Source organism: Rhodoferax sp. OV413, from assembly GCF_900104385.1.
Classification (GTDB): Bacteria; Pseudomonadota; Gammaproteobacteria; order Burkholderiales; family Burkholderiaceae_C; genus Rhodoferax_B.
Map to the genome: position 1 here is coordinate 1 of NZ_FNJA01000008.1, position 15362 is coordinate 15362.

At 63.4% G+C, this 15362-nt stretch carries 13 protein-coding genes, 1 tRNA gene and 1 pseudogene; 6 read left to right on the top strand and 9 right to left on the bottom strand.

What is annotated here, in order from left to right:
- From BLT66_RS22325 to BLT66_RS22345, 5 genes and pseudogenes are all read right to left on the bottom strand, one after another.
- Window positions 1-229 (bottom strand): annotated as a pseudogene (locus tag BLT66_RS22325) (IS30 family transposase); the annotation flags it as partial.
- A 242-nt stretch (window positions 230-471) separates the two neighbouring features.
- On the bottom strand, window positions 472-1329 hold the full coding sequence (gene queF / locus BLT66_RS22330) for an NADPH-dependent 7-cyano-7-deazaguanine reductase QueF (RefSeq protein WP_092761375.1): 858 nt from the start codon (window positions 1327-1329) through the stop codon (window positions 472-474).
- A 62-nt stretch (window positions 1330-1391) separates the two neighbouring features.
- Entirely contained in the window at window positions 1392-2285 is an 894-nt protein-coding gene (locus tag BLT66_RS22335; RefSeq protein WP_092761378.1) for a 2OG-Fe(II) oxygenase, read from the bottom strand.
- Entirely contained in the window at window positions 2278-3060 is a 783-nt protein-coding gene (gene yaaA / locus BLT66_RS22340) for a peroxide stress protein YaaA (RefSeq protein WP_092761380.1), read from the bottom strand. The genes BLT66_RS22335 and yaaA overlap by 8 nt, the downstream gene beginning before the upstream one ends.
- A 105-nt stretch (window positions 3061-3165) precedes the next feature.
- Window positions 3166-4143 carry a sensor domain-containing diguanylate cyclase gene (locus tag BLT66_RS22345; protein WP_092761382.1) on the bottom strand — a complete coding sequence of 326 codons (978 nt, stop codon included), beginning with the start codon at window positions 4141-4143 and terminating at the stop codon, window positions 3166-3168.
- A gap of 132 nt (window positions 4144-4275) precedes the next feature.
- Here BLT66_RS22345 and BLT66_RS22350 point away from each other — a divergent pair, with 132 nt between their 5' ends.
- Window positions 4276-5652, top strand: coding sequence for an esterase-like activity of phytase family protein (locus BLT66_RS22350; RefSeq protein ID WP_092761384.1), 1377 nt, complete (start codon window positions 4276-4278; stop codon window positions 5650-5652).
- 7 nt (window positions 5653-5659) lie between these two features.
- Here the strand turns inward: BLT66_RS22350 and BLT66_RS22355 are convergent, their stop codons facing one another.
- Window positions 5660-6436, bottom strand: coding sequence for an SDR family NAD(P)-dependent oxidoreductase (locus tag BLT66_RS22355; RefSeq protein ID WP_092761386.1), 777 nt, complete (start codon window positions 6434-6436; stop codon window positions 5660-5662).
- 193 nt (window positions 6437-6629) lie between these two features.
- On the opposite strand from BLT66_RS22355, the gene BLT66_RS22360 reads away from it, so the two are divergent.
- On the top strand, window positions 6630-9497 hold the full coding sequence (locus tag BLT66_RS22360; protein ID WP_092761388.1) for a valine--tRNA ligase: 2868 nt from the start codon (window positions 6630-6632) through the stop codon (window positions 9495-9497).
- Window positions 9498-9586: 89 nt separating this feature from the next.
- Complete coding sequence (locus BLT66_RS22365; RefSeq protein ID WP_092761919.1) at window positions 9587-10771, top strand: glycerophosphodiester phosphodiesterase; 1185 nt, start codon at window positions 9587-9589, stop codon at window positions 10769-10771.
- A 6-nt stretch (window positions 10772-10777) separates the two neighbouring features.
- On the opposite strand, the gene BLT66_RS22370 is transcribed toward BLT66_RS22365, so the two are convergent.
- From BLT66_RS22370 to cysM, 3 genes are all read right to left on the bottom strand, one after another.
- The gene (locus BLT66_RS22370; protein ID WP_092761390.1) at window positions 10778-11005 is read right to left on the bottom strand and encodes a sulfurtransferase TusA family protein; all 228 of its coding nucleotides are present in this window, start codon (window positions 11003-11005) and stop codon (window positions 10778-10780) included.
- 40 nt (window positions 11006-11045) lie between these two features.
- Window positions 11046-11567 (bottom strand): NUDIX hydrolase, encoded by a 522-nt coding sequence (locus BLT66_RS22375; protein ID WP_092761392.1) that lies wholly within the window; start codon window positions 11565-11567, stop codon window positions 11046-11048.
- A gap of 97 nt (window positions 11568-11664) precedes the next feature.
- Complete coding sequence (gene cysM, locus BLT66_RS22380; RefSeq protein ID WP_092761394.1) at window positions 11665-12567, bottom strand: cysteine synthase CysM; 903 nt, start codon at window positions 12565-12567, stop codon at window positions 11665-11667.
- Between the two features lie 41 nt (window positions 12568-12608).
- Between cysM and BLT66_RS22385 the strand changes: the two genes are divergently transcribed.
- From BLT66_RS22385 to BLT66_RS22395, 3 genes are all read left to right on the top strand, one after another.
- Window positions 12609-12693 (top strand) — tRNA-Leu (locus tag BLT66_RS22385).
- Between the two features lie 208 nt (window positions 12694-12901).
- Entirely contained in the window at window positions 12902-13630 is a 729-nt protein-coding gene (locus BLT66_RS22390; protein ID WP_092761396.1) for a response regulator transcription factor, read from the top strand.
- Window positions 13627-15330, top strand: coding sequence for a FecR domain-containing protein (locus BLT66_RS22395; protein ID WP_092761398.1), 1704 nt, complete (start codon window positions 13627-13629; stop codon window positions 15328-15330). Before BLT66_RS22390 ends, BLT66_RS22395 begins: the two co-directional genes overlap by 4 nt.
- The last annotated feature ends 32 nt before the right edge of the window (window positions 15331-15362 follow it).

Sequence of the window (15362 nt, forward strand, 5' to 3'; positions counted from 1 at the left end):
CAACGATCGCGAGCGATATCTCTTCCCTTTCGAACAAAGTCAAGGCTGTCGCGGACCGGCACCGTTCCGGCGGCCGAATGCCACCCGTTTTCACCAAAATGTTTTGGATCGAAGTGTGCGGCCGGTCAAACAGTTGGCCAATCTGGTGAAGCGTCCAACCTTCCTTCCATCGCTCCCACATCAGCGCCTTCTGGCTGTCGGTATAGTAGTTTCGTGTCCGGTACTTCATCTGCAACACTCCGTCTGCTCACGCAGTTCTCAGTGTGTTGCATCGACCGGTTGAATCCGCCGCCTAAAGCGGCCCCTCACCCTTGAATACCAAAGCTAAAGCGAAGCGCTAACAACGCCTATCTCCAGGGGCGGCGCCCCCAAGGCAAGTGCATGGCCGCCGCGAATATCCGCCGCCGGGAGGGGCTGACCCGGGCCCTCATCCCAGTCCTGCACTACGACGGCCGCTCGGCCTGAGCTAACTTACTGGCGCGCAGTGCGAATATTCCCCGGCAGCGCGCCCGGGTGGCTGGTCCGGTAGGGGTTGATATCCAGCCCACCGCGCCGGGTGTAGCGCGCATAGACGCTCAGCTTGATTGGCTTGCAGCGCGTCCACAGCTCCATGAAGATGCGCTCCACGCACTGCTCATGGAATTCGTTGTGGTTGCGGAAACTCACCAGGTATTTCAGCAGCCCGGCCTGGTCGATCTGCGGGCCGCTGTAGCTGATCTGCACGCTGCCCCAGTCGGGCTGGCCGGTCACCAGGCAGTTGCTTTTCAGCAGATTGCTGGTCAGCACCTCGGACACCGGGGCTTCGTCCAGCGCAGCGCTCAGCAGACTCGGGTCAGGGCTGTAGGTGTCGAAATCCATGTCCAAGCGGTCCAGGCTCAGGCCGTCCAGTTCATGCACCGGCTCGCGGTCGAACATCTCAGGCAGCAGGATGCGCACGCCGACGGACGACGGCGTGTCGCTACCGCGCCAGGCGGCTTCGCTGATGTCGGCGCGTATGCGCGCCTGCACCATGGCGGCGTCGGCGAAGCGGGTGTTGTTGAAGCTATTCAGATACAGCTTGAAGGACTTGCTCTCGACGATATTCGGCGTCTCGCAGGGCACGGTGATGTGGGCCAGCGCCACCTGGGGCTTGCCGCGCAGGTTCAGCCAGCTGAGCTCGAAGGCGGTCCACAGGTCGGCACCGAAGAACGGCGCGGCTTTGTCGGCCAGGCCGATCTCGGCACGCTTGACAGCGCGTGGAATCGGGAACAGCAGCGAGGCGTCGTATTGGTCAATATAGGCCGACGACTTGCCAAGCTGCGATTGTTCAGGGGTATTGGGGCTAGCCATGGGTTTGCTCTGTATTTAATAGCTACCAGCGCAGGTTATATCTGCGCTGAAGGCCAATTTGATCAATTAAATTCGCGTTCCCGCAGCCATTTGGTGGCGATCCACTTTTCGCCGGCCAGCACCGGCGCGCCGCCGTGCAGGCTTTGGGTGCTGGGGTGTGGCCGGTCGTAGCTGAAGAACACCGCATTGCCGCGCTGCGGGGCCACTTCCAGGTGCACATCGGGGAAGATGGTGGCGCCGCCCTTTTCGGGCTCGCCCAGGTACATGATCAGGGTGGCGACGCGCTGGCCACCGCGCTTCAGGATGGTGGGCGTGCCCGGCTCCTGCGGGTCGAAGTAGTCGTAGTGCGGCTTGTACTGCGCGCCCGGCTGGTAGCGCAGCACCTGCAGGCCTTCGCCGTTTTGCAGCGGCCAGTCCAGCAGGCGGGCGATGCGCGCTTCGATGCGCTGCACCAGCGGGTTCTCGCCGCGGGTGAAGAACATGCCGTCGCTGGTGCGGTCCACATGCACTTCTTCGCCGCCGCTTTTGGTCTCTACCGTGAGCGACCGGCTCAGGCGCGGCTCGGCCAGGGCCACCAGCTCGGCGCATTCCTCGGCGCTCAGCAGGTTGCCAAACACCACCAGGTGCGGGCGCCGCATCACCGACAGCACCTGGACCATGCGGTCGCCGGCATCCAGCAGCAGGGGTGCGTCGTCCAGCGCAGGCTGGGGCACCGGCACGGCGGTGGGCAGCAGCTTGCGCTCCTGCGTGGCCTGCAGGTGGGCGGCCAGCGTGGTTTCCATGGCTTCGATGGCCACGTCTTCGGTCCAGCCCGAGGCCTGCATGGATTTGAGCACTACGTCGGGCGCAAAACCGGCCTCGGCCTGGTCGATGATCCACTGGCGCAGCGCGGGGGTGACGGTCTGCAGGGCTGCGGCCGGCTTCTGGGATTTGGCAGACTTTGCGGGCTTAGCCATGGGCAGCTCCTGTGCGGCGGAACACCAGCCGGTCCGGCTGCGAGACGGCCGCGTCGAACGCATAGCCTTCGAGGTTGAAGCCCTGCAGCTGCTGCGGCAGGGTCAGGCGGTGGGTGGCCGCGAAACGGGCCATCAGGCCCCGCGCCCGCTTGGCCATGAAGCTGATGATCTTGTACTGGCCGTTGCGCTGCTCTTCGAACACGCATTCAACCACCCGGGCCTTCAGGGCTTTCAGGTCCACCGCCTTGAAATATTCCTGCGAGGCCAGGTTGACCACCACTGGCGAGGCATCGGCCTGCAGACGCTGGTTCAGGTAGTCGGCAATCTGCGTGCCCCAAAACTTATACAGGTTGGCGCCCTGCGGATTGGCCAGGCGCGTGCCCATCTCCAGCCGGTAGGGCTGCATCCAGTCGAGCGGGCGCAGCACGCCGTACAGGCCGCTGAGGATGCACACATGGTCCTGCGTCCAGGCCAGGGCCTCGGCCGGCAGCGTGCCGGCTTCCAGCCCGCCGTAGACATCGCCGTTAAAAGCCAGCACCGCCTGCTTGGAATTCTTGGCGGTGAATTTGGGGCTCCAGGCCTGGTAGCGCGCCACGTTCAGCCCGGCCAGCGCATCGCTGAGATGCATCAGCGCGGAAATCTGCTGCGGCGACTGGGTGCGCAGCAGTTCAATCAATTCGGCCGACTGCTTGGTAAATAAGGGCTGGGTGTGCGGCTGGCCCGTGGCGGGCGTCTCAAAGTCCAATGCCTTGGCTGGCGACAACAAAAACAACATGGGTAGGGCATCCTTTGGTCCCGATTATCTTAGACGACGGGATGAAGGCACCCCATTCGCCCGGTAAATCCAAAGGACTATGCCGTGCCGTAGCCGCAGCGGGGTTCAATGCACAAATTCTGCCGCTTTGCGATTGCGTTTGTTCTCGTACATCAGCACATCGGCGCGGGACAGCAGGGCTTCTATGGGTGCGTTGGAGTCCAGCGCAATATGGATGATGCCGAAGCTGCAGACGATGGGGTAGCCGCTGCCGGTGAACTGGTTGCGCCGGTCGAGTGCGGTGCGCAGGCGGTCGACGATGGTCTGGGCCAGGTCGTTCGGGCAGTCCAGTAGCAGCGCCACAAATTCATCGCCGCCCAACCGGGCCAGGATGTCGGCATCGCGGAAGCTGCGCCGCATCTGGTCGGCAAACGCCAGCAAGGCCTTGTCGCCCTCGGCATGGCCAAACCGGTCGTTGATGGCCTTGAATTTGTCCAGGTCAAAAAACACCAGCGAGCATGGCGCCTTCTTCTCGCGGGCCAGCCCCAAGGCGGGCTGCGCCTGGTTCAGAAAGCCGCGCCGGTTGTACAGCCGGGTCAGCTCGTCCACCGTGGCCATCTGGTAGGTCGATATTTCTTGTTCGACGATGGCGGCCAGGTCAATCAGCAGCTGGATGTCTTCGGCGCCAAACGCGCGCGGCTCAGAATCCAGAATGCACAGCGTGCCCAGCTTGCTGCCGTTGGTGGCGTGCAGCGGACAGCCCGCATAAAAGCGCACATGGGGCGGGCCGGTGACCAAGGGGTTGTCAAAGAACCGTGGGTCGCGCAGCGCGTCGGGTATCACCAGCGGGGTATCCGCCAGGATCGCATGGCCGCAGAACGAGATGTCGCGTGGAGTTTCGCTATCGCTCAGGCCTTGCTTGGATTTGAACCACTGGCGGTTCTCGTCCACCAGGCTGACCAGTGCCGTGGTCACGCCAAACATGCGCCGCGCCATGCGGGTCAGGCGGTCGAACCGCTCCTCGGGCGGCGTGTCGAGCAGGGCGAGGGCACGCAGGGTGTTGAGGCGGAAAGCTTCGTCGAGAGGAAACGCGGGCTTGATCATGGACGGTCCTTGCTCTTGGCTGGCTATGGGAGGGTTCCGCAATGATTCTAGGACCGCATCCAAGCGCTGTCACAGGGATTTCATGGGGCGGGTTTACGCTGCGGCGCTGCATCCACTTTTAAAGCAGCTTCCATGTTCCGTTTTGCATTTACCACCGTGGCACGCGCTGCCGTGTTCGCCCTGGCCGCCGGTGCCGCACAGGCCCAAACCGAAGTCAGCGCCGTGCTGGCCGGCCATGCCGCCCTGCCCTTCAACACCACGGTGGCCGCGCCCAAAGAGGCCGGCCCGCTGTTTGCCACGGCCGGCAAGTTCACCAACAACAACCGCCAACGCAGCGACACCCTGGGCAGCGTGCCTGGCGTGAGCTTTGTGGGCGACCCCAAGTACCCACGCAACTCGGGCGGCAGCCTGCCGATCCAAGGCCAGTCGGTGCAAGGTTTCTCGGGCATCGTGTCGCTGGGCAAAGACCAGTTTCTGACGCTGACCGACAACGGCTTCGGCAGCAAGATCAACTCGCAAGACGCACTGCTGATGGTGCACCACGTGAAGGCCAACTGGGCCAGCGGCAAGGTCACGCGCCAGCGCACCACTTTCCTGCGCGACCCGGACCGCAAGGTGCCGTTCTTCATCGAGAACGAAAACACCACCAGCCGCTACCTCACCGGTTCCGACTTCGACCCCGAATCCATCCAGGTGGTGGGCGATGAATGGTGGATTGGCGACGAATTCGGCCCCTATGTGCTGCGCGTCAACCACCAGGGCAAGGTGCTGGGCGTGGTGGAAACCGTGGTGGCCGGCAAGGCCTACCGCGGCCCCGACCACTACCTGAACGGCCGCCTGCCCAACTACCCCGGCGATTCTGGTTTTGAAGTGCGCCGCTCGGGCGGCTTCGAGCCCATGGCCAAGTCGATTGACGGCAAAACCCTGTACCCGATGTTCGAATGGCCGCTGTGGGATGCGCAAGCCAAGGCCCAAGAGAGCCGCAACGGCAAGCCCTTCACCCGTATTCTGGAACTCGACGCCGCCAGCCAGCGCTACAGCGAACGCCAGTGGAAGTACCAGTTTGAAGAAGCCGGCAATGTGGCATCTGACTTCCAGATGCTGGACACCAACACCGGCCTGGTGATCGAGCGCGACGACGCATCAGAAGGCGCCGGCCCGGGCTGCCCGAACGAGCCGCGCGTCGACTGCTTTACCCGCCCCGCCAAGTTCAAGCGTGTCTACAAGATCGACTTCAGCCAGCTGGACGCCGACGGCTTTGTGAAGAAGGTGGCCTTCATCGACCTGACCAAGATCAGCAACCCGAAGATGGTAGCCAAGCGCGGCCCGAACGAAGCCAATTTCGTGCTGCCGCACCTAGGCCCCGAAGGCCTGACCGTGGTGGACGCAACCCACATCGTGCTGGTCAACGACAACAACTTCCCGTTCTCCTCGGGCCGCGAGATCGGCAAGCCGGACGACAACGAGCTGACCCTGCTGGACATCTCGGCGCTGGTGGACGCCAAGTAAGCCGGGCTTACACCACGGTGGGCGTAGAAGCGCCGTCCACCGTGATGTTGGCACCCGTCAGGTAGCGGCCGCGCTCGGAGGCGGCAAACACCACGATGTCGGCAATCTCGCCGGGCTCGGCCAGGCGGCCCTGGGCCAGCTTCTTGATGGCCTGCACCTTGGCCGCATCGACGCTGGTGCCGGCGCGCTGGGCTTCGGCCACCAGGCCTTCGGCAACCCGCTCGGTATTCGTCAACCCCGGGTTCAGTCCCACCACACGCACCCCGCGCCCGGCATAGGTATGCGCCAGGCCGGCAGTAGCAAGCATCAGCGCCGCATTGGCCGCGCCACCGGCCAGGTGGGTGGGCGAGGGAATCTTGCCGCCATTGCCGATGATGTTGACGATGGCGCCCTGGCCGCGCGCCGCCATCAGCTTGACCACCGGGTCGATCACATGGATGTAGCTGAAGTATTTGGCGTCCATGGCCGCATGCCAGGCCGAGGGGCTCAGGTCTTCGGCATTGGTGCGGCGCGCGGCGCCAGCGCTGTTGACCAGGATGTCGATGGGGCCGAACTGCGCCTCCACCTCGGCCACCATGGCGGCTGCCGCTGCCGCATCGACCAGGTCGGCGGCCACGGTATAGACCTCGCCGAGTGCGGCGCGGGCCGCGTCCAGGTTCGCCTGCGAGCGCGAAACCAGCGCCACGCGCGCACCCTCGGCCAAAAACAGTTTGGCGCAGGCCAGGCCTATGCCCTTGCTGCCGCCGGTGATCAATACGTTTTTACCGCCCAAACCGAGGTCCATGGATCTGCTCCGTTGAAAAGTGGCTGCCAGCCTAACCCAGCGCCTAAGCCCCCGCAGATGCCAGGTATTTATATGAAAAACAGGGCTCTGGCGCAGATAACACCTGCGCGAGCAGCTACTAAAACAGTAGCAAAACAGAATCTATGTACCCGCCCGGTAAAATCGCCCCCTCCCTGAAAGAACCCGCTAGACCATGACCGACAACGCTTCCACCGCTCCCGCCCAGCCCGGCTTGCAATCCCTGTCCAAATCCTTCGAACCCGCCGCGCTGGAAGCGCACTGGGGCCCGGAATGGGAACGGCGCGGTTATGGCGTAGCCGGCCACCGGGGCACGGGCCAGGCGCAGGTAGGCGCGGAGTCGTTTGCCATCCAGCTGCCGCCACCGAACGTGACCGGCACCTTGCACATGGGCCACGCCTTCAACCAGACCATCATGGACAGCCTGACCCGCTACCACCGCATGGCTGGCCACAACACGGCCTGGATTCCCGGCACCGACCACGCAGGCATCGCCACCCAGATCGTGGTCGAGCGCCAGCTGCAAGAGCAAAAGATCAGCCGCCACGACCTGGGCCGCGAAGCCTTCACCGCCAAGGTGTGGGAATGGAAAGAGAAATCCGGCAACATCATCACCGGCCAGATGCGCCGCATGGGTGACAGCGTGGACTGGAGCCGCGAGTACTTCACCATGGACCCCAAGTTGTCCAAGACGGTGACCGAAACCTTTGTGCAGCTGTACCAGCAGGGCCTGATCTACCGTGGCAAGCGCCTGGTGAACTGGGACCCGATTTTGCAAAGCGCGGTGAGCGACCTGGAGGTGGAGAGCGAAGAGGAAGACGGCTTCCTCTGGCACATCGCCTACCCGCTGGCCGATGACTCGGGCTCGCTGACCGTGGCCACCACCCGCCCTGAAACCATGCTCGGCGACGTGGCCGTGATGGTGCACCCCGAAGACGAGCGCTACACCCACCTGATCGGCAAGATGGTGAAGCTGCCCTTGTGCGACCGTGAGATCCCGGTGATTGCCGACGACTACGTAGACAAGGCCTTCGGCACCGGCGTGGTGAAGGTCACGCCCGCCCACGACCAGAACGATTATGCCGTTGGCCAGCGCCACAAACTGCCGATGATCTGCGTGCTGACGCTGGACGCCAAGATCAACGAAAACGCCCCCGCCGCTTACCAGGGCCTGGACCGCTTTGTAGCGCGCAAGAAGGTCGTCGCCGACCTGACCGAACTCGGTCTGCTGGTCGAAACCAAGAAGCACAAGCTGCAAGTGCCGCGCTGCGCCCGCACCGGCCAGGTGATCGAGCCGATGTTGACAGACCAGTGGTTCGTTGCCATGACCAAGGTCAGCGACCAGGACCCGACCGGCAAGAGCATCGCCCAAAAAGCCATCGAAGCCGTCAGCAGCGGCCAGGTGCAGTTTGTGCCCGAGAACTGGGTGAATACCTACAACCAGTGGATGAACAACATCCAGGACTGGTGCATCTCCCGCCAGCTCTGGTGGGGCCACCAGATCCCGGCCTGGTACGACGAAGACGGCAAGGTCTATGTGGCGCGCGACGAAGCCGAAGCGCAGGCCCAGGCTCCGGGCAAAACTTTGACCCGCGACGAAGACGTGCTGGACACCTGGTACTCGTCGGCGCTGGTGCCGTTCAGCACCATGGGCTGGCCCGAGAAGACGCAGGACTACGACCTGTACCTGCCCTCCAGCGTGCTGGTCACCGGCTACGACATCATCTTCTTCTGGGTCGCCCGGATGATCATGATGACCACGCACTTCACCGGCCAGGTGCCGTTCAAGCATGTCTACATCCACGGCCTGGTGCGCGACGCGCAGGGCAAGAAGATGAGCAAGTCCGAAGGCAATGTGCTGGACCCGGTGGACCTGATCGACGGCATCGCCCTGGCTCCCTTGCTGGACAAGCGCACCACCGGCCTGCGCAAACCCGAGACCGCGCCTGCGGTGCGCAAGAACACCGAGAAGGAATTCCCCGAGGGCATCCCGGCCTTCGGCGCGGACGCCCTACGCTTCACCTTTGCCTCCCTGGCCAGCCTGGGCCGTAGCATCAACTTCGACAGCAAGCGCTGCGAGGGCTACCGCAATTTCTGCAACAAGCTGTGGAACGCCACCCGCTTTGTGCTGATGCAATGCGAAGGCCAGGACTGCGGCGTGCGCGACCACACCCCGGAAGAATGCGGCCCCGGCGGCTACCTGGACTTCAGCCAGGCCGACCGCTGGATCAGCTCCCAACTGCAGCAGACCGAGGCCGAAGTCGCCAAGGGCTTTGCCGACTACCGGCTGGACAACGTGGCCAACGCCATCTACGACTTCACCTGGAACGAATTCTGCGACTGGTACCTGGAAATCGCCAAGGTGCAGATCAACAATGGCGACGACTCGCAAAAGCGCGCCACCCGCCGCACCCTGATCCGCACGCTGGAAGCCATCCTGCGCCTGGCCCACCCCATCACGCCGTTCATCACCGAAGAGCTGTGGCAAAAAGTCGCGCCGGTGGCCGGCATCGCTGGCGAGTCGGTGAGCATTGCGCCCTACCCGCAGTGCCAGCCGTCGAAGATCGACCCGGCCGCCATCGCCCATGTGACCAAGCTCAAGGGCCTGGTGGATGCATGCCGCAATCTGCGCGGCGAGATGAATGTCTCGCCCGCCACCCGCATGCCGCTGTACTGCGTGGGCGATGCCGCCTTCATGCAGGAAGTGGCGCCGGTGCTGCAGTCGCTGGCCAAGCTCAGCGAAGTCAAGCTGTTCGATGATGAAGCCGCCTGGCAAGCCGCCGCCCAAGCCGCCCCCACGGTGGTGGCCGGCGATGCACGACTCTGTCTGCACATGGAGATCGACGTGGCCGCCGAGAAAGCCCGCCTGGGCAAGGAAGCCGCGCGCCTGGAAGGCGAGATCGCCAAGGCCCACAACAAGCTGGCCAACGAAGCTTTTGTGGCCAAGGCGCCGCCGGCCGTGATCGCGCTGGAGCGCGGCCGCATCACCGACTTCACGGCGACGCTGGAGCGCTTGAAAGAGCAGCTGGTGCGTCTGGGCTAAAGCAGTACGGGGCTGCGGCCCCGGCCTGCGGTGACGCGCCAGCGTCACATTCGCTGCCTAGTATGGGCAGCTTTACCATGGAGTTTTGCATGCGCCCTATTCTGGCCCGCTCCCTCTTGTGCTCTGCCATTGCCGGCGGCTTGGCAGCCTGCTCTTCCGTTCCCAGCCAGTACGGCGCGTTTCCCACCTTGAACGGCCAGCTGCCGCTGGTGGTGGCCCACCGCGGTGCATCGGGCTACCTGCCCGAAGAAACCCTGGAAGCCTACAGCCGCGCCATCGAGCTGGGCGCAGATGTGATCGAGATGGACATTGTGGTGACCAAGGACGGCCAGCTCATCACCCGCCACGACCCGAACCTGGCGATCAGCACCGATGTCGCCCAACACCCCGAATTCGCTGCGCGCAAGAAAACCACCCAGGTCGACGGCGAGACGCAAACCGGCTGGTTCAGCGAAGACTTCACGCTGGCCGAAATCCAGACCCTGGGCGCCACCTCCACCGACGCAGAACGCCCGCAGCAGTTCAACGGCAAGTTCCGCATCCCGACCTTCCAGCAGGTGATCGACCTGGCCAAAGCCAAGTCCCAAGAAACCGGCCGGACCATCGCCATCTACCCCGAGACCAAGAACCCCAGCTACTTTGCCGCGCTGGGTCTGCCGATGGAAGACAAGTTCATCGCCCACATCCGCGCCGCCGGCTGGGACAGCAAGACCGCGCCGATCTACGTGCAGTCGTTTGAGCCCGGCAGCTTGCAGTACATGAAGAACAAGGGCTTGCAGACCCGCCTGGTGCAGCTGATCGACGGCGACAGCGTGGACCTGGCCACGGGCAAGGTCACCTTCAAGCTGCCGAGCGACCGCCCCTATGACTGGACCTTGGTGGGCGACAAGCGCAACTTCGACGCCATGGTGACGCCAGCCGGCCTGGCGCAAATCAAGACCTATGCCGACGGCATCGGCCCCTGGAAGCGCTTCATCATCAGCATCAAGGGCACGATCGGCGCCGATGGCAAACCGGTGGATGTGAATGGCGACGGCAAGATCAACGATGCAGATGCCACCTCCATGGCCCCGACCAGCCTGGTGGCCGATGCACACAAGGCCGGCTTGTTTGTGCACCCCTTTACCTTCCGCAACGAGTCGCGCCGCCTGGCCATCGACTACCAGAAGAACGGCAAGAACGAGTACACGGCGTTCTACAAAGCGGGGGTGGACGGTGTGTTCACCGACTTCACGGACACCGCGCTGGCGGCCCGCAAGGCCTTGGCACCGTAAGTCTTTTTACCGGCGGCGGAGAACGTGGATGAAGTCCTTGCCCACGGTCTCCTGTTCCACCAGCTCGTTGCCGGTTTGCTTGGCAAAGGCCTGGAAGTCGCGCACCGAACCCGCATCGGTAGACACCACCTTGAGCAGCTGGCCGCTTTGCATATCGGTCAGCGCCTTCTTGGCCTTGAGGATGGGCAGCGGGCAGTTCAGGCCGCGCGTGTCGATTTCTTTGTCTGTCTGCATGGGGCGGTGGTCCTCGGGTAGGTTTTGATTTTAGTGTGCGCTAGGACAGATCGCGGAACTGCGGTTCATAGCCGCGCCGCCTCAAAAACTCCGCCAGCCCATAGCCGGTGCCGGCGGGCCAGCATTTCACATCTTCAAAGTTGTACAGCCGGTAGTCCACCAGCTCGGGCGACAAGCGCACCTCGCCATGCGCGACCGCGTGGTACACGATCAGCAGCTGGTTCATGCGCTGGAAGTCGTACACGCCGATCAACTCCAGCGCTGAGGCTGTGAGGTTGGTTTCTTCCAGAATCTCGCGGGCAATGCCTTCCTCGGGCGTTTCGCCGGCCTCCATGAAACCGGTGATCAGCGCGTAGATCTCGGAGGTCCAGGCCGCGTTGCGTGCCAGCAGAATCTGCCCGCCGTACTCGACGATGGCCGCCAGCACCGGCGTCGGGTTGTTCCAGTGCGTGAAGTCGCAAGCCGGGCAACGCAGACGCTGCTTGGGGCCGCCGTCTTCTTCCTGGCTGATCCAGGCCAGCGCGGTAGCGCACTGGGGACAGAATTTGAACTCAGTGGCCATGGCTTGGATTACCCATCAAAACTATAGAAAACATAGCAGCTAGCGCAGGCAATATAAGCGCTAGCGGCCTATTTCTCATAAATTAACAGCTACCGGGTCAGGCTGGAAACACGCCGGTGGACAGATACCTGTCGCCCCGGTCGCAGACGACAAACACCACGGTGGCATTGCTTTCGCGCTGGGCGATCTGCTGCGCTACCCAGCAGGCACCTGCGGCGGAGATACCGGCAAAAATGCCTTCTTCGCGGGCCATGCGGCGGCACATTTCTTCGGCGTCGTCCTGGCTGACATAGACCAGCTCGTCCACATTCTTAGGGTCGTAAATCTTGGGCAGATAGGCTTCCGGCCATTTGCGAATACCGGGGATGCGCGAGCCCTCGCTGGGCTGGGCACCGATGATGCGCACGGCCGGATTCTTTTCTTTCAAGAAGCGCGACACGCCAGTGATAGTGCCTGTCGTACCCATGGCGCTGACGAAATGCGTGACCCGGCCCTTGGTGTCGGCCCAGATCTCGGGGCCGGTGGTCTCGTAGTGGATGCGCGGGTTGTCGGGGTTGGCAAACTGGTCGAGCACCAGGCCCTTGCCCTCGCGCTGCATCTGCTCGGCCAGATCACGTGCGTACTCGATGCCGCCGCTCTTGGGGGTGAGGATCAGCTCGGCGCCGTAGGCCTTCATGGTCTGGGCGCGCTCTATCGACAAGTCCTCCGGCATGATCAGCACCATGCGGAAACCTTTGACCGCCGCGGCCATCGCCAGCGCAATGCCGGTATTGCCCGAGGTGGCTTCGATCAAGGTATCGCCGGGCCGGATGTCGCCACGCTCCTGCGCGCGCTGGATCATCGACAAGGCGGGCCGGTCTTTGACCGACCCGGCGGGGTTGTTGCCCTCCAGCTTGGCCAGCACCACATTGCCGCGCTGGGCGTTGTCGTCTGCGCCTATGCGCTGCAGCGCCACCATCGGCGTTTTTCCGATGACATCTTCGATCGTTGGATATTTCATAACCCACACTGTGCCATAATATCGGTCTTGCTTCTGCACATGCCCGGGTGGTGAAATTGGTAGACGCAGGGGACTCAAAATCCCCCGCCGCAAGGCGTGCCGGTTCGATTCCGGCCCCGGGCACCACATCCTGAAAACCCCTTGATTCTTTTGGATCAAGGGGTTTTTTCATTGCGCGGCTGCACTTTGTTATCCAATCGTTAACTGGCTGGCAAAAAGCAAGGGCAACCTCTAGAGTGGCTGGGATTTTGCTTTTACAGAAATTTACAATCTCGGCCCGGTGCCGCCTGGCCCATGGTCCGGGGCAAAAATTCTGGCCGCCAAGGATGTACCGATGCGCATAGCCGCCGTTGATGATGACCTCGCCCAACTGGACCTGATCCACGCCGTGATTGCGGCCATGGGACACGACTGCCATGCCCTGCCCGACGGCGAAAGCTTTCTGCGCGCAATCGCCAAAGAAACCTACGACCTGCTGATCATCGACTGGGAACTGCCGGACATTGCCGGCACAGACCTCATTCGCAAAGTGCGTGAGCGCGTAGCTTCGGCGGTGCCGATTCTGATGCTGACCAACCGCAGCGATGAGCGCGACATCGTGACCGGCCTCACATGCGGTGCCGACGACTACATGGTCAAGTCAAACCGCGTGGTCGAGCTGCGCGCACGCATCGCCGCGCTGCTACGCCGCGGTGGCCATATGCGCGCCACCGAAGAAGTCACATTTGGGCGCTATCGTTTCCATACCGCGCAGCGCAATGTCTGGGCGGCTGGCGAGCCGGTAGCACTCAAACACAAGGAATTCGATCTGGCACTCACCATGTTCAACAACCTCGGCAAGCTGATGTCGCGCGGCTACCTGATCGAAGCCCTGTGGGGCCAGGGTGCCGACGTGTCTTCGCGCTCGCTGGACGTCTACTTTTCCCACGTGCGCAGCAAACTGGGTTTGCGCGCAGAGAACGGATACCGGTTGATGTCCGTTTACAACCACGGCTACCGGCTCGAAGAGGTGTCCCAGGCGGCCCCTGCCGCGGGAGCCAACGCCTTGCAACATTCAGAATGACCGCCCCGCTTTTTACATGGCTGCCGCTGCAAGCCAGCATCGCCGTGGCGGCAGCACTGCTGGGCTTGGCGCCCGCCGCGCAGGCGCAAAGCATCAGCTACACCTTGCAACCCGGCGAGAACCTGTATGGGCTGGCCAAGCGCCTGCTGCACAAACCCGAACAATGGAAGCAGATACAACTGGCAAACAAGGTGCGCGACCCGCTGCGCCTGCTGCCGGGCACGCTACTGATGATTCCCGTGCATCTGCTGCGTCCGCAGCCGGCCCTGGTGACCATCCTGCATGCCATAGGCGACGCGCGTGCCGCCCTGCCCGGCCAGGCCAAAGAGCTGCCACTGCAGAAGGGCCAGCAATTGCCGCAGGGCAGCCAGCTGACTGTGGGCGAACAAGGTTTCGTCACCCTGCAGCTGGCCGATGGCTCGACCATTCGCTTACCGGCCAATACCCGGGTGCAGCTCAGCGAAGTGCTGTACGCACCGGCGTCGAAAGACATCCAGGCCACCATACAGCTGGACCGCGGACGGGTGGAATCCAAGGTGGTTCCGCTACCGTCGGCCAACAGCCGCTTTGAAATACGCACGCCCCATGCAGTTGGCGGTGTGCGCGGCACCGATTTTGGCGTGGCGATTGGCGACAACGGTGCCTTCCTCAACGATGTGCGAGAGGGTGCGGTACAAGTCAATGTCCTGGCATCGCGCAAGCCCGGCGCGCAGGCCCTGGTGCATGCGGGCGAAGGCAGCCGCTTGGGTGTCACGGACGGCCAATTTACCGTCGCCCCGCTGCTGCCCGCACCCGATTTGTCGAAAATTCCGTCGGTGCTGGAGGACGTGTCTTTCATCGACCTACCCCTGCCTGGCAGCGCCCAGGCAGTGTCCTACCAGGTGATGATTGCCACCGACAGCGCGTTCAACCAGGTGCTGCGCTACGGCAGCTTCGCGCCAGTGCTGGCCCGCTTCACCGGCCTGGACGATGGCGACTACCAAGTTGCCGTGCGCCCGGTCGATGCACAAGGCATTGTGGGCCGTGAGGCAATGCGATCCATCCGGGTGAAAGCCCGCCCTGAAGCGCCTTTCATGCAGCAGCCACAGCAAGGCAACCAACTGTTCACTACCGCGGTAGAACTGCGCTGCACCGAGAGCCCGGACGTGCAGGGCTACCACCTGCAACTGGCGCGCGACCCCGCTTTTCAAAATCTGGCGGCAGATCTGCCGCATCTGCCCGCCTGCAGCCATACCGCTCCAGGCCTGGCGCCGGGCGCCTATTTCTGGCGCGTCGCTGCAGTGAAAAGCACACCGGATGGCGCCCGCGACCAGGGGCCGTACAGCAAGCCCGCCAGTTTTACGCTGCTGCCCATCCCCCCCCAGCCGCCCACTCCCAGCATCCGGGCCGACGGTGCCAGCCTGTTGTCCGTGCAATGGGGCACCAGCCAACCCCAGGGTGTGCGCTACCGCGTGCAACTCGCCCAGGACATCGCATTCACCCACCTGCTAGACGACAGCGTGGTGGACGCATCGCGGTATGCCCGGCCACTGCCGCCTGCGGGTGTGTATTACGTGCGCCTGCAACAGCTCGACCAGGAAGGCAGGGGCGGCGCATTTACCGCAGCCCAGTCGGTCGTAGTGCCGGGTCGCCTGATGGCCTCGGACCAGCAGCCGGTGGTCAGCTCCGACGGCACACCCCTGCGTCCAGGCAAGCCGTGATGCACATGCGGCACCCAACGCCGGAGACTGCG

Coding starts and splice junctions, on each gene's coding strand:
- BLT66_RS22335 (WP_092761378.1), bottom strand. CDS start 2,285: ATGGCTAAGCCCGCAAAGTCTGCCAAATCCCAGAAGCCGGCCGCAGCC.
- BLT66_RS22395 (WP_092761398.1), top strand. CDS start 13,627: ATGACCGCCCCGCTTTTTACATGGCTGCCGCTGCAAGCCAGCATCGCC.
- BLT66_RS22370 (WP_092761390.1), bottom strand. CDS start 11,005: ATGCAGACAGACAAAGAAATCGACACGCGCGGCCTGAACTGCCCGCTG.
- BLT66_RS22360 (WP_092761388.1), top strand. CDS start 6,630: ATGACCGACAACGCTTCCACCGCTCCCGCCCAGCCCGGCTTGCAATCC.
- yaaA (WP_092761380.1), bottom strand. CDS start 3,060: ATGTTGTTTTTGTTGTCGCCAGCCAAGGCATTGGACTTTGAGACGCCC.
- BLT66_RS22390 (WP_092761396.1), top strand. CDS start 12,902: ATGCGCATAGCCGCCGTTGATGATGACCTCGCCCAACTGGACCTGATC.
- BLT66_RS22355 (WP_092761386.1), bottom strand. CDS start 6,436: ATGGACCTCGGTTTGGGCGGTAAAAACGTATTGATCACCGGCGGCAGC.
- BLT66_RS22345 (WP_092761382.1), bottom strand. CDS start 4,143: ATGATCAAGCCCGCGTTTCCTCTCGACGAAGCTTTCCGCCTCAACACC.
- BLT66_RS22375 (WP_092761392.1), bottom strand. CDS start 11,567: ATGGCCACTGAGTTCAAATTCTGTCCCCAGTGCGCTACCGCGCTGGCC.
- cysM (WP_092761394.1), bottom strand. CDS start 12,567: ATGAAATATCCAACGATCGAAGATGTCATCGGAAAAACGCCGATGGTG.
- BLT66_RS22365 (WP_092761919.1), top strand. CDS start 9,587: ATGCGCCCTATTCTGGCCCGCTCCCTCTTGTGCTCTGCCATTGCCGGC.
- queF (WP_092761375.1), bottom strand. CDS start 1,329: ATGGCTAGCCCCAATACCCCTGAACAATCGCAGCTTGGCAAGTCGTCG.
- BLT66_RS22350 (WP_092761384.1), top strand. CDS start 4,276: ATGTTCCGTTTTGCATTTACCACCGTGGCACGCGCTGCCGTGTTCGCC.